This window comes from Kordia aestuariivivens, assembly GCF_014397005.1.
Lineage (GTDB): Bacteria > Bacteroidota > Bacteroidia > Flavobacteriales > Flavobacteriaceae > Kordia > Kordia aestuariivivens.
This window is the reverse complement of sequence record NZ_JACGWS010000009.1, coordinates 94,591-109,293: the sequence shown is the minus strand read 5'-3', so window position 1 is coordinate 109,293 and position 14,703 is coordinate 94,591. Positions and strand designations below refer to the sequence as shown.

The 14,703-nt window shown below is 29.1% G+C and carries 11 protein-coding genes and 1 other RNA gene; 2 read left to right on the top strand and 10 right to left on the bottom strand.

Features of this window, described 5'->3' with window-relative positions; genetic code table 11:
* The first annotated feature begins 114 nt into the window (after positions 1-114).
* Positions 115-512, top strand: a transfer-messenger RNA (tmRNA) gene (ssrA, locus tag H2O64_RS15070).
* Between the two features lie 138 nt (positions 513-650).
* A complete protein-coding gene (locus H2O64_RS15065; RefSeq protein ID WP_187563038.1) occupies positions 651-1,271 on the top strand; it encodes a JAB domain-containing protein in 621 nt (206 codons plus the stop codon).
* 23 nt (positions 1,272-1,294) lie between these two features.
* Here the strand turns inward: H2O64_RS15065 and H2O64_RS15060 are convergent, their stop codons facing one another.
* The 10 genes from H2O64_RS15060 to H2O64_RS15015 all read right to left on the bottom strand — a co-directional run bounded on the left by H2O64_RS15060 (position 1,295) and on the right by H2O64_RS15015 (position 14,697).
* A complete protein-coding gene (locus tag H2O64_RS15060; protein WP_187563037.1) occupies positions 1,295-1,519 on the bottom strand; it encodes a hypothetical protein in 225 nt (74 codons plus the stop codon).
* The gene (locus H2O64_RS15055; protein ID WP_187563036.1) at positions 1,485-2,489 is read right to left on the bottom strand and encodes an N-6 DNA methylase; all 1,005 of its coding nucleotides are present in this window, start codon (positions 2,487-2,489) and stop codon (positions 1,485-1,487) included. Before H2O64_RS15055 ends, H2O64_RS15060 begins: the two co-directional genes overlap by 35 nt.
* Positions 2,490-2,757: 268 nt before the next feature.
* The gene (locus H2O64_RS15050; RefSeq protein ID WP_187563035.1) at positions 2,758-3,768 is read right to left on the bottom strand and encodes a helix-turn-helix transcriptional regulator; all 1,011 of its coding nucleotides are present in this window, start codon (positions 3,766-3,768) and stop codon (positions 2,758-2,760) included.
* Positions 3,769-4,703: 935 nt separating this feature from the next.
* Positions 4,704-6,644 (bottom strand): GAP1-N2 domain-containing protein, encoded by a 1,941-nt coding sequence (locus H2O64_RS15045; protein WP_187563034.1) that lies wholly within the window; start codon positions 6,642-6,644, stop codon positions 4,704-4,706.
* Positions 6,641-7,750: a TRAFAC clade GTPase domain-containing protein gene (locus H2O64_RS15040; RefSeq protein ID WP_187563033.1), complete on the bottom strand. Its 1,110-nt coding sequence runs from the start codon at positions 7,748-7,750 to the stop codon at positions 6,641-6,643. The genes H2O64_RS15045 and H2O64_RS15040 overlap by 4 nt, the downstream gene beginning before the upstream one ends.
* The gene (locus H2O64_RS15035) at positions 7,750-8,388 is read right to left on the bottom strand and encodes a hypothetical protein (RefSeq protein WP_187563032.1); all 639 of its coding nucleotides are present in this window, start codon (positions 8,386-8,388) and stop codon (positions 7,750-7,752) included. Before H2O64_RS15035 ends, H2O64_RS15040 begins: the two co-directional genes overlap by 1 nt.
* A 67-nt stretch (positions 8,389-8,455) precedes the next feature.
* Positions 8,456-9,679, bottom strand: coding sequence for a DUF4407 domain-containing protein (locus H2O64_RS15030; RefSeq protein ID WP_187563031.1), 1,224 nt, complete (start codon positions 9,677-9,679; stop codon positions 8,456-8,458).
* Positions 9,672-10,025, bottom strand: coding sequence for a hypothetical protein (locus tag H2O64_RS15025; RefSeq protein ID WP_187563030.1), 354 nt, complete (start codon positions 10,023-10,025; stop codon positions 9,672-9,674). The genes H2O64_RS15030 and H2O64_RS15025 overlap by 8 nt, the downstream gene beginning before the upstream one ends.
* On the bottom strand, positions 10,022-13,261 hold the full coding sequence (locus H2O64_RS15020; RefSeq protein ID WP_187563029.1) for an AAA family ATPase: 3,240 nt from the start codon (positions 13,259-13,261) through the stop codon (positions 10,022-10,024). The genes H2O64_RS15025 and H2O64_RS15020 overlap by 4 nt, the downstream gene beginning before the upstream one ends.
* A gap of 11 nt (positions 13,262-13,272) precedes the next feature.
* Entirely contained in the window at positions 13,273-14,697 is a 1,425-nt protein-coding gene (locus tag H2O64_RS15015) for a hypothetical protein (protein ID WP_187563028.1), read from the bottom strand.
* Positions 14,698-14,703 lie beyond the last annotated feature (6 nt).

Genomic DNA, 14,703 nt, shown 5'->3' with positions numbered 1-14,703 from the left:
CGTATTAAAAAGTGTACTCGGTATACTTTTTGATACTTATTTTGTATGTAAATAGAAAAGAATTAGTAATTTCGCAATCCTTTTCTATTTAAAGGAAAAGTTATTAAATACATTGGGGTCGCCTGGTTTTGACAGCGAGTCGAATTGGAGTGTAAGCACGTCGAGCGCTGAGAAATAGCTCGTAAATCTCATATTTCACATTTTTTAAATGGCGAGAATAACTACGCTTTAGCTGCCTAATCCGAATTATAGTAGGATAAGCCTCAGTTCCCGTTAGACGGGAAAGCTGAATGTCTCCTGATAGCCCTTGTTGATGGCGATCATATCTGAGACACCATAAAAGTCAACATCGAGACTACGTAACTTCGCCGTAGTTTTTACAACTAAGAAGATAAGCATATAGTGGGCGGTTTTTGGTCAGCTATTTGTCGAAAACTAAACAAAAACTAAACGTGTAGAAAGCATTTTAATTGCTTGTTTGGACGGGAGTTCGATTCTCCCCGGCTCCACAAATACCCTTGTAATTCATTGATTTACAAGGGTTTATTTTTTTAGGTGTAAGATTAGGTGTAAGTAGCTCCCTTTTAAACTCCTTTTATTATTCTTAATTCATTAACTTACATTTTAATTTTATCTTTTATATTTACTGTATGAATGTAAGACTTACCGAAGAACAAAAAATAACAATTCTTAATGCGCATGATGTGTATAGTATTATGCAACAAATTCTTTTGCGTCAAAACAAAATACGTAGAGCGCAGGAACATTTTTGGATTGTTGGACTAAAAGCGGATAATACGATACTTTTTATTGAACTGGTTGCCATTGGTGCGCAAAATAGAGTGAATGTATCACCGCCCGATGTTTTCCGTATGGCAATTTATAAGCTTGCGGTGCGCATTATCTTAGTGCATAACCACCCAAGCGGAAACCTCAAAATTTCGCAAGCAGACAAAAACATTACGGATAGACTTTTGAAAGTTGGTCAAATAATTAATATCGATGTTATAGATCATTTGATTATAACTGAAAGTGGTTTTACGAGTTTTAGAGATAAAGACATTATGGAAGAACTCCGCAAAAGTGGCTTTTACGAATTGGTAGAACAGGAATCAGAAGAAATGAAAGCTTTTAAACTTCAAATTGAAAAAGATAAAGCCAAAAAAGAGGAACGTTTCGATATTGCACGCCGTATGAAAAACGTTGGTTATGACATTGACACTATAAAAAAACTTACTGGATTGAATAAACGTGAGATTGATAAGGCTTAGTTCCTAACTAAAGTTATATATAGTTACTTTATATCATCAAAGGAAAGACTATCTAAACTTTCATCTATTTGTTCTTTTACTTTTTGTTTAATACTTTGTATATGTTCTTCTGAAAGGTGTTTTTTTAATTTCGGATTGAAAAGTAATCTAAATAATTTATACATGTATAAAACTCTGAATGTCATTACATCCACTTTTTCATATTCGGTTTCTTCAATTTGATACTTCGGGTATTTGTAGCTCTTCAAAGACATATCTGTTTACCGATAAGTTATAATCATTTTTAGCGATTTCTTTAAATGATACGTCTTGAACAAATTCATTTTTTGCATACTCATCTATTAGTGTTATTACCTTTTCTGCGTCAACTATATTTCTTTTCATTTTTGACGTTGTAAACATATCAGTTGCATCAATAAACCGAACGCTACTTCTTGGAGATTTCTCTTTGCTGAGTGTAATGATATTTACAGGAATAGATGAAAAGTTTAAAATACTTGAAGGAAGCGCAATAATAGATTCTAAATACTGATTGTCTACTAGAAATTTTTTTAGTGCTACTTCTTTTTGATTTCTTCTAAAGAGAAATCCATTAGGCGTTAAAAACACCATTTTACCTCCTTCTTTCAACTTTTTAAAACATTCTGAAATAATGAATGCATTTGCATTACTTCTTGAAAAATATTTATTTTCATGATGATCACTTTTTACTCTGAAATGAAACGGCGGATTAAACGCTACAAAATCATATTTTTTATCATCATAAAAACTTTGCAAACTATCCTTCTGTTCAAATATGAAATTTGCAGGACGATTATACATCAACAAACGCATTTTTCCCAATACTTGAATTACTGAATTTTTTTCTTCACCAACATATTCAACATTCTTTGGCAAATCAATAGCTAAAGAGGCCAATCCTGCGAACGGGTTGTAAAAACTGTATTTTTCAGTTTTTGGCACGAAATGATTCATGATTTTGGTAATTGCGTCAGGTTGTAAAGCATCTGCATATTGATCTCTGTAATTAAAATTTTCTGCTAATATGTATTCGAATAACTCAATTCCTTTTTCTTCTATGAAATCATTATTAATGTCTACAAATACTTGAATTAGATGATTCAAATAATGCTTCTTAACCGTCTCTATTGAGCTATAAAGATGACGCTCAAACAACTCCTCAAGTTCTAAATGATAAGAATCCTTTAACAGCATCATTATAGAATTTTTAATCTCTATCTTACTATTGTTAATGTTCAAATTGATATTATCCCTATTTATGATATTTTCTTTTCTAAGTAGTAAAAGAAAACATTCTAGCATTAGTAAATCTTTCTCCGAGAGATTACTAACTGAGGTATTTTTAAGCGTTCGCAGTGTTGCTATTATTTGTAAAAATCTGTTATCTTTCATTCAAATTTTATATTAATTCTTTTTCTTATAATTATACAACAAATATAAGCTCAATGCGTGCAATGATTCTGCACTAGTTATAATTTTCAGCACAGTTGTTTAGAATTGTCTGTATTTGTTTTCGCAAAAAAATAGGTTCTTTTACTTCTATGTCTTTCCCAAACGCAAGTATTTTTTTGTTTAATTCAAAGTTTGGAATGACTTCGATTGAGAATGTAAAACTGTCATTAGTTTCTTCTATTTTTTTTTGCGAACCGTGCAACGGTTTTGTTTTAATATAAGGAGCTAAACCTGAAGATACTTTTAAAACTACTTTTTCCAGCGGCTGATCTTTAGGCATCGTCACTCCTATAATATCATCGAAATATTCTTCAAAATTGATCATTTCACTTACATCATACGGAATGGAAGCATGCTCTATATTTTTTATTCTGTCTAAAGCTAGGTTTGTTATATTATTATATTCAGTATTCTTTCCAAATAGAAACCAGCGATTGTTGTATTGTTTTAAATAATACGGATGAAATTGTAGTATTTGTGATTCTTTAGCTTTAAACGATTGATACATTATAGTTAACGCTTGTTTGTGTTGAATTGCCTTGAATAAAGGTGAAATATGTTCTGTCCCAACTAAATATTCATTGGTATCAAAACCTATGATTTCCTGACTTTCATTTGAAAGTTTGAATGTTTGATCTAGCTTTGGAATCAACTCGTTTACCCATTCAAATTGTGGTAATCCCTTGAATCTACTCAATACCAACATCGCAGATTTTATTTGATCAGCTTCACTATCATTTAACGGTTGTTTTTTTATAGAAAATGATTGATCTTGATATCTATGATAGGTACGTCTACCAACTTTTATTTTTTCTATTGGCGCAGAAAATCCTTGCGGAGATTCCATAAAGCGAATGTCATCGTATAGTTGCCTCTTTTTTATTCCATCTGATTTTGGATCAAATTCAAATAAAGCGTCATTACAAGCTTTTAATAGATCTTCTATGTAATATCGTTTCCCTGAGTTACTAAAACATCGATCTAATGTATTATATCTTATAATAGCGTGTTTATTTGTTGCCATACTTTTGATTTTTAATGGAATGCTAAAGATACATAAAATGTGTGCAGTAGGTGTGCACTTGTTATTTTAAACGATTTCTAAAAAGAAAAAGAAAAGAATGTTATTTATGTAAGAAACGATTTCGTTATCTCATTTTAGAAGTTTATATTTATGCGTGCAGATAGGATGCACAAATACTATACATATTTGCACAGTTCTTTGAAACAACCGAAATTAAAATATTGATTTGTCTATCCTTTGGATAGTCGGTCTGCTGTATTCGGCAGATAGTTGTAGTTCGCTACAACAAAATGTTTAGTATGTTATTTGTAAGCCTTATAAAAGCACATAAATTGGTATTGTAAGATATCATTAACATATTTATTAGATATTATTATTAATTTTTATTAGTATAAATTCAATCTATACATAAAGAAAGAATATAAAATTTCGGTTGCTTTCAAGACTTCTATTACATATGAAAACTACTAAAAGTCAACAAAAAGAAATTATTAAACTATTCAAACAAATGAATGGCAAAGCTGATTTTTTAGATTTACTTAATTATGAATTTTTTCTAAATTAGTAGTTTGAAGGTTTATTCAGTTATTATTTAAATATTGACTTAATCATAAAATATATAACTGCCAGAACTATAATTAACGCTATAGTACTAGTTAACAAACCCTTAAGATTACCATTAAGGAAATCAGGGTAATATAGAATACCAGAAACTAGTACTATAATACTTAGTCCAAACTTGGAAATATGATTCCCTGAAGCTATCAAAATTGCTATCCCTATTATAATAAAAACAGCATACTTTAGTGGTATTAAATTGTAATCTACCAAACGGGTAAAAATCAAAATTACACATATGAGCGTAATAATATTTGTTGCAGATCCTAACTTTCGTAAACTGTTTTTAATATTTTTCATAAAGAATAAATTAAAGACTATTTAAATGGGTTTAAGTTGCCAAAAAAAGATCTTTTCTCCTTCTTTTTTTGTTGGTAATAATCGATATAATTGGTCAAAATAATTTTATTGTTAGTAAATTCATTGATTCTTTCCCTAATCCATCTAAAAAAATATTCATCACTTATATCCAAGTTTTTAATCAAATCATAGTCTTTAAGTTGTAGTAAGAAAAATTCAGAAATGAATATTTTTTTCAAATAAGACAGACTATGATAATTATAATCACCTTTGGCATTAAACTCTTCATTTTTTTCAAAAAAAGCACTCCAAAACATGCCTTCTTCCTTATGTAAATATTGTGATATAAGTTTACGTTGCTCTTTGAAATTTTTGAAATTTGATTTTAAAAAAGAAGTATCATGATTGAATGCTACCATAAATAACCTAATCTTTTCTTTATCCTTTAGACTATCAAGTTCTTTTTCAACTTTTTTTATTTGCGATAACAAATCATTCTCTTGAGCTGCTTTGATTAATGTTTTGAATGTCATAAACCTTTTTATATTTTCATTTTCAATTTTGGGATTTTTTAAATCATATTTCTCTACCAACTCTGGTATTAGTAATATATTTTCATCATTATTTTCGATAAAATTTTCTAAACCAATATCTACAACTTTAAATGTTTTATGAAGCCATACCTGATCTTCTATTTTTATTTGATCACTTAGAAGAATTTCTTTAAGGGCTTTAATTTTATCATGTTTTGGAAGTGTTTTAATAAAGAAATCAATAAGTGGAATGACATCGTTGGAAACTTTTATTTTCTCTTCGTAAAAGAAGGTAAAATGACTAAAAAAAATAGAAAGAGCTTCTTTATAATTTCTGGCAGTATTTAGTTGTTTTTCTAAATCAAAATTTGAAGATTTTAAATAAATATCAAGTTGTTTATTATATAAGTTTTGATAATATTTTGTAGTGTCAATTTCCGTAAAAGAATCCTTTAATTCTTTATAATTTTCAAGATCCGGTTCTAAATGAGCATTTTGAATAAACTTATATTTCTTCAAATGAGAATTTACTAATGAGAATTTTACATTTCTTAACTCCTCATTTAATGACTTCCATTCATCATAATTACTCTCTTGTATTATTTTTGATATTAACTCTGTATAATTAAAACATAATGAATACTCCTTATTTACTCTTGTATCGAAGATGTGAAAATATAATTCTTCAAGTATAGAAGTATTACTTTCTGGCAGAATTCCCGTTAGTTTAAAAGGGTAGTTCTTAGGTGTATTAACATAAGTTGCAAACGTTATTTGATCAGAAAGATCCTTCGGAAGAAAGAAATTAATGGACAATATCCAGTCTTGTAATTGTTCTTTGTCAGCTATTATAGAGATATTTTTCCCTTTCTCTAATATTTTAAAAGTAAATATTTCATCTATAATTGCACTAAAATGCCGTTTTCGATTTAAGTCAGTATTTAAAAAATCACAAAAATGATTAAAATCTTCTTTAGCTACTATAACATCACTATTATGAAAATAATTACCGACACTTAACTTAGGTGAATAATTAATATCTTCCTCTAAAGAGAATTCTTTTTTAAAATTAAAATGATTGAAAAAATTTCTGAATGAAAAGTGAAGTTCCGATGCTTCAAAAATGATACCATGCGAAAAAAAATTTCCAAATCTGTCTGGTGTATGATTAGTTCGCCCTGTATAATTTGAACAAATAAAAATTTTTCTGCAAGGCTTCGTTTTTAATTTATAGTAGCTAATGTTTTCAGGATAGTTGTTCTGTGTATGTTCAATACTTGAATTATCAATATTTGAAATAGTATGATATGTTCCAAGTTTTTCAATCTCATCTATTTCATCTCTGCTAAGTTCAGGTGAAGCATCAAATACAAAGAAGCCATTTTTGTGTTTTGAGGCTGTATGGTAAGTTTCAAAGTAATTCATAAGATTTTTTTTAATTTTATTAACAACCATAATAATGGCAAACTAACACCTTTCGGATCAAGTCGCTCTGGAGCTCCTTCACTATCTACGCTTATTGATTTTGCTCCAAAATAAGCATGACTTTTCAAATTTGATTTCAACAAATTCTCCACTCCAATTTCACCATTTTCTTCATTTAAGATTAAATCTTTTAACTCATTAGAAATCGCATTAAGAGCTTCTATGTCTATTTTTCTGTTTTTCATGATCAAATCTTCCATTTCTGTTTCGTCTAACGGAATATCAACATGAAGATAATTAGCCAGTTGATCATATTTAGATATGGTAAAAGCTATAGGAATCGGATGCTTATTAGAAAATGTAGTTGATATTTTTTTTATACTTTGCACATATCTATCCCAAGAACTTTCTGGAAAAAGATTGTTTGAATTAGTATTGGTTCTTATATAATTTAATAGATTGATCGTGTTATTTACAACTGTATAAAATTCTGTAGATTGACGTAATCTTTCATACTCATAATTTTCGAAAATAATTTCTTGAAAGGAACTTATTTGTTTTGGCTCAACTAAAAAAATTAATCCGTCGGCTTTAAAAACATTTGTGAAGTTTCTTATCATATATTCTTCATCTGAAAATTTTTCTCCTGGATTGTCAAAAAATGATAAGTAAATAGTTCTAGTCTTATTATTGCTTGTTATGACGATGTCTAAAACTACATTTATTGCTTCTTTCATTCCTACAGTAGATTGTAATTTTCTCCCTTTATATATATCATCTAAAAACTGATACAGAAGTGTATTTTCTTTTCTACCTCCTAAAACATCTCCTTGAATACCAAAACGTTTTAAAGATTTTTTAAACACTAACTCATAAATCAATGCTAAAAAATAATAAGTTTTTCCTACTCCAGTACCACCAACAATTGCAATTGTTGTAGCGTCGGCATTAAAGAATTTAAGAGGCAATCGCTTACCACATATTTTTCTACCGTTGTCTTCTTCTTCAGGGTTAGGGCATGAATAATAATTTGTCGTATTAATTATTTCTACATTGGCTTCCCTTTTCTGAAAAGTATGTAAACAGCGTGGACATTTATATGACATTATATATTGATTTTAGTTTGATTCCAATCAAAATCTTCAGAAGACAATGATTGCTGATGATGAAAAAAATGTATATTCTTAGTTTTATTCGCTAAGACTATTGGTTTTATAAAGTAAGAACCGCTCGTTATATTGGTTGTATCGATTTTTAATCCATAAGTATCTTTTATTTTTACCCGATTCACTAGTATTGCCAATTCAAAATTACCTACTTGTGGTCTTCCTTGAGATTTTAATAGCAAAGCAATCTTTTTAGGTAAATATTTCTCAAATTCCTTTTCTTTAGAATGTAATTTAATAATGTTATTTTCAATTTGCCAATACACAATAAAACTCTCTTTTTTAGAATGATCCGAGAATGTAAAAGAATCTCCGTAGCGTTCCTTATATATTTTTAATTGATTTTCTAACTCAATTTTATTTTTCAATTCAGATGATGTTTTTCGTAACTTTTCATCTAGATTCTTTATTTTTTCATTTTGAATCTTTAATGTTGTTTGGTTTTGAGAAGCTTCTTGATTGAGTTTTTCTATCGTTCTTTTTTGCTCTCTCTTGGTAAGATAAAGTGAAGTATGAATATTTATTTTTTTTGTAAAATAATTATTCAATTCATCGTTTGCATTTTTAGGAATGTCCATTAATTCCCATGAACATTTTTTACAAAAAACATCTTCTACACTATTTGATTCACTACATATTGGACAACTAAGCATAATGATCTTCGTTATCAGTGTTTATATATCTTTCATTAAGCGTATCACTTTCCAATTCATTCGCTTCCCATTTATTTATTGCTTCATTAAGTACAGCTCGTTGAGAAACTGACATATTGCGTATCAATTGTTTATGAGATGTTGTTTCGTGCCTTTTTGTAAAATCAATTCTTTCTTCTTCATGTTCTAATACCATATCGTAAGTACTTCTTTTAGTCAATAACTTAACGAGTATTGGAAGTGTTTCTATAATGATAAATAAGAGTGAAATAAAAAACACCGTGGGATCATCTTCACCACTAAACCTGTTTTTTGTTTTTCTGACTTCAAGAGAAGATCCCTGAGATATGTTTTCTGTATTTACTTTAGTATCGCTTGAGCTAAAAGGCGTCCATGAAGATATTTGCCCAAGTATCTTATTTCTATCATAAAATCCCGATTTTGACACTAAAGAATCTAATGTTTTATTATCATAATTGGCTACATTGTCTAACCCTGCATTTGCACGTTTAGTGTTGATTTCATTTTCAAGTTCTTCTATCTTTTTTGTTAGATTATCTAAAACTACTTTTTTAGCATCAACTTCTTCCTGTCTTTTTTTAGCATGTGGTCCCCAACCAGGTATTCCTGTAGTACTTCCAGTTTTATCTCCATAATACTCTGTGTCTCTTAGTTTAATATGATTTCTATAATCAGTATCAGCATTATCTCTCTCTATTCTTTTCCTATTTAACTTATCCACATCTTCTTTAATTTCAGCTTGAAAATTAGTTAACTTGGTTCCAATAATTTCTTGTTGATTTTCTAAATAGAATTGTTTCAATCCTTCATTGATTTCCTTTTCAAATATTCTTAGCTCTAGAGGTCTTGCAATAACAACACCTATCATAATCGCTAAAACAATTCTAGGCAATGCAAAAAAGAATTCTTTAAAAAAGTTGTTTTCTTTTTTAATACTCATCACTAAAAAGCGATCTATATTAAAGATAGTCAATCCCCAAAGTACACCTAATGCTATAGCCAAACTTACTGCATATTCAGATCCTGAAAACACAAAATACATAGCATAACCTCCTGAAAACCCAGCAAATATTGCAGTAAAGAATATGGTAGCTCCTATAGCAAAGTATTTATTATGATCAATATCATTTTCTTCTAATAACCGTTTGTTTGCTCCAGAGCAAAACCAAAAGAAATTTCGTAGTAGTTTATACATTATTTCGGTAGTTTTTATAATTATTAATGGTTTGTTGTTTAGTTACTTCTTTGTGCTCTTCTAGAAATTCTAATAAGCGCGATGATTGATTTTTCAATACTTGATTCACAGAAAACACTTCTAACTTTGTGGATAACCTAATATTTAAATGAGGTTTTGTATGAAGATGATTTCTTTTCATCTTTATAGTAGGAAGATCCATAAGAATTTGTACTGCGTTTTTATGCGTAGTAAAGTTTAGATTCAATGTCTTTTTAAAATCTATTTTGATTACATTTTTAGAATTTAACAGTCTTAATCGTATAGGCTTTAAATATCCCGTAAGTAAGTATGGAAGCTTTATCATTTGAATATATTTTTTAAGTCATCTGTGGTAATAATTTCATTTTTTTTCTTAATCCTTATGTCCAATAAACTAGTTTTTAGTTTATCAATTCCTCTTCCGTTTCCAAATTTTTTAGCATCTTCTGCTGTCTTTTGTGTTATCCAATCTTTTATGTACATTAATGTAGTTTCTTCAATTTTTAATGCAAGTTTTTTAATTTTCAATTTCAATATGGCTATCAGTTCCTCTGGACTATAATCAGGAAAATGTATGATTTCACTAATTCTACTATCCAATCCTTCATTTAATTTTAATAACTCTTGCATATCTTCTTCATATCCTGCAAATATTACTACTAATCGATCTCTTTCATTTTCCATAAACTGAATAAGCTCTCCTATACATTCTTTTCCATATTCATTTCCGTATTTATTGGATGCAAGTGTATAGGCTTCATCAATAAACAAGACACCTCCAAGTGCTTTTTCGCAAACTTCTCTCGTCTTAATTGCTGTTTGTCCAAGATAACCTGCAATTAAGTCTGAAGCCTTTACTTCTGTAAATTTTCCACCTTTTATGATTTGATTTTCCTTAAATATTTTAGCTACAATTTTAGCTACTATGGTTTTCCCAGTTCCTGGGTTTCCAGTAAACATTAAATGATATCTGGAATTATCTTCTAATTGATTCTCTTTGCTAAATTTTGACCTCATTATAAATGTCTTAATCTTATCTTTAACTTCTTTTAGACCAATTAATTTGGTAAGTTCATCAGTACTATTGATTGTTTCTATTCCGAATGCATTGCTTAAATCTTCTTTTGAAATAGTTTGTTTTTCATTTTCTGCTACGATATCTATAATATCATCTATAAGCTTATCAATACCTCCAGCATTTCCAAACCCTACGGAATCTTCAGCTATTCTTTGTTCTACTAAGTCCTGGAAGAAATCAAGTCCATCATCTTCTAATGTAAAAGGCAAGTCTTTTGTTTTTAAATTAAAAATTTCAATCAGCTCTTGACTTGAATAATCTGGAAAGTGTATCACTTTTCCAATTCTCCTTTTTAGTCCTATGTTTAATTTGTAAAGTGCTTCCATATCTTTTTTATATCCAGCGAATATGACAACTAATTTGTCACGTTCGTTTTCCATAAACTGAATAAGTTCTCCCATACTTTGTTGTCCCAATTCTTTATCTGAAGCTAGAGCATAAGCTTCATCTATAAAGAGAATTCCTCCCAAAGCATCTTTACATATTTTTTTGGTTTTATCAGCAGTATCGCCTCTAAATTTACTGATCAAATCAGAAGCCTTAACTTCCGTAAACTTCCCTCCTTTTATAATTTGATTTTCTTTAAATATTTGTGCTACGATCCTAGCAACTATAGTTTTCCCAGTCCCAGGGTTCCCCGTAAACATTAAGTGGTATCTAGGAACTCTTTTTCCACTTAGTTCATTATCTTTTAAGAATTTGCCTCTTTTTATAAACTTTTTAATGTTATGTTTCACATCTTTCAGTCCTATTAACTCTTGAAGTTGTGATTCCACATTAGATTTTTCTATTTTATGAATTGTGTCTAAATCTTCTTTTGAAATAGTTTCGTTTTTTTTCTTAATCCTTATGTCTAACAAACTAGTTTTTAGCTTATCGATTCCTCTTCCATTTCCAAATTTTTTAGCATCTTCTGCTATCTTTTGTGTTATCCAATCTTTTATATGTGCTAGTGCGCCTTCTTCAATTTTTAATGGAAGTTTTTTAATTTTCAATTTCAATATGTCTATTAGTTCCTCTGGGCTATAATCAAGGAAATGAATAACCTCACCGATTCGACTATTGAGTCCTTCATTTAATGCTAGTAACTCTTGCATATCATCTTCATATCCCGCAAAGATCACTGCAAACTGGTCTCTTTCATTCTCCATGAATTGGATAAGTTCTCCTACACATTCTTTGCCAAATTGATTAGAAGCAAGTTCATAAGCTTCATCAATAAATAGAACACCTCCGAGTGCTTGTTCACAAACTTCTCTAGTTTTAATTGCAGTTTGTCCAACATAACCTGCGATTAAATCGGAAGCTTTTGTTTCTGTAAACTTTCCGCCTTTTATGATTTGGTTTTCTTTAAATATTTTAGCTACAATTTTAGCAACTATAGTTTTTCCTGTTCCAGGATTTCCAGTAAACATTAAATGATACCTAGAATCATCATCTAGTTGATTTCCCTTATTAAATTGTGATCTTTCTATAAATGTATTGACACTCTCTTTAACTTTTTTTAATCCAATCAAATTCTGGAGTTGTGACATCCCTGACTTGCCATTTATTGCTTTTGATGCTAATTGGTTTAAATCCTGTTTATATATTTCTGATATATTAAATTGATCAAGGTATAGAGAAGCTGTTGTCTTTGGTAAATCAATTTTTTGAAAAAAATCAATGAAATTTTCTTCAAGCCTTTTTAGGTTTATCACATTTCTGATTTCATTTTCATCAGGACTCATTATGTTAAAAACATTGTCTTTATTCATGGTATGACTTTCTCCATCAGATTTAAGGAAAAGACTTTCGAAATAACTATTTAGAAAAAGATATCCTTTTTTACTTGCATCGGTTAAGTTGTTAACAAAAGATCTTGATGAACTACTTTCATACGCAATAATTACTTTGTTTTGAGATTTATCTATATCGTAATTATTATCTAACGCTTTAAAAAGAGTGATGTAATCATCAACTTTTTCAAAATGTGCATTTTCTGGTGTTTTTATAATAATAGCTGTTTTTTGATTTTTTTTTGTGAGATTTTGTCGTAAGTACTCTTTAAAATCTAGTGTTGTTTGTGTTTTATAAAAACTATGTTTATGACCATCAGATTTCGATAATTTTAGGGCAGGACTTGGAGTTGAATTAGTTTTTTGAGATTTTTCCATCGATTTTTTGAACCTATTAGAACCTAACGTAGATTTTATATGTTTTGAAAGATATTCTTCATTCAGTTGTTGTTTTTTATCAGTATTCTTGAGGTTTAAAAGCCTGTTTAAATCATGTTGTGAATACGAATGAAAATAATGTGTTGTATCATAAAACATGACAAGATCATATTTTAATTCTTTAAAAAATATAAATAACTGTTGCCATAGATTATATTTTTTCAGATCAGCATCTACAAAAAATTCACTTCCTGTAGTATTACCATATATTGCTGTAAACAATCCCCTATTTTCAATATCTATCTCCGAAATTCTTTTAACTGCCATTGAATAATGATTTAACTTAGTTGTTCCTTTAATTTTTTACCCAATCCAACTTTTTTTAGTGCATTGACATCAGCTAATGCTTCTAGTCGAACATCTCCTATACCTTTTGGAGCACTAAGTTCTCCCATATCATATCCTTTACTTTCTATATAATCATTGATTTTTTGTAAGTATTCAGTATATTCTCTTTCACTTAAATCATGTTCATCATTCCTATGAAAAATGATCTTATTTTTTTTCTTAGTTCGATCAGGTTGAATAATTAATGTGATCTCCGTTCCTACTCCATTTTTTAATACAGCAACCACACCTTCACGTTGATCCGTTTCGGTATTATTTTCTTCATTTCCCATAAAATTATGTGATGCTATTCCATCTTTCAGTTCAAAACCTTGTTCTAGAAATGCCTGTATTAAATCATCACTTATCACAATGCGTTCTTCAGAAGCTAATCCTCTTTCACATGCTGTAATAACTAATGTTTCTTGCTTTTTTTTAAATATTTCAAGTGTATCAGTAATTTCATCTAATCTAGCATTATCTAACTCAGGAGCCTTCTTTTTTTCGATCAACTCAGTTTCTAATTCCTTTACTAAATCTTCGGTTTTTTGATATTCATTTTCTGTCCAAAAATTAACTTCAACCTGAATCTTCTCATCATTATCGTCTCTCAATTCATTACCTTCTTCATCTTTAAAGTATAATTCATTCCGATTATGATTCATTATCTTTAATAATTCTTGAGCCTGATTAAGAATCATAGTATGTCTAACATTGAAAAGGTTCTCTTTTTTAATAATATCTGTCTCTAAATCGTATAAATCATTTGTAATTGAAAATGCATTACTGATGACTGACTCAGAAGGTATATCTGATTCAAAAAGATGTTTTATTCTACTATTGATTTTATGTAATTCTCCCTCAGCAAATTTTTGATGATTTGTATTTCCTTCAATTATTTTAACTAATGCTACTAAATCTTTAAGGTTTTTTTCTGCTTGCTCTTTTGCATTTGCTTCTTTCTGAAAAATTTCATTTAGTTTACCTCTGTTATGATTTATTTGAGATTGTTGTTCTTGAAATTTACTATCTACTTCTGTTTTAAGTATATGAAGTGATTGCTTTGTCCAATTTTTAAGATCAGAAATGTTTCTTTGAAATTCTTTTGTTTTAGTATTTAAATCACGCTTATGTTCTAAGTAATTAGATTTCATTTCGGCACTAAGATTTCCTAATTGATTCTCTAAATTGCGTTCCATTAAATCAATTTCGTGACGTAATTCTTGAGCTCTTTTTTCCGCTTCTTTTCTTGCTGCATTTTTTGCGTTTTTCTCAACCGAATTCATTTGAGATTGTAAATTGCGCTGTTGTGTTTTCAACTCATTGATATAGCGCTCTGTCTGATCAAAAGATGCTACTTTAAATGTTCTGCTCATAATGAT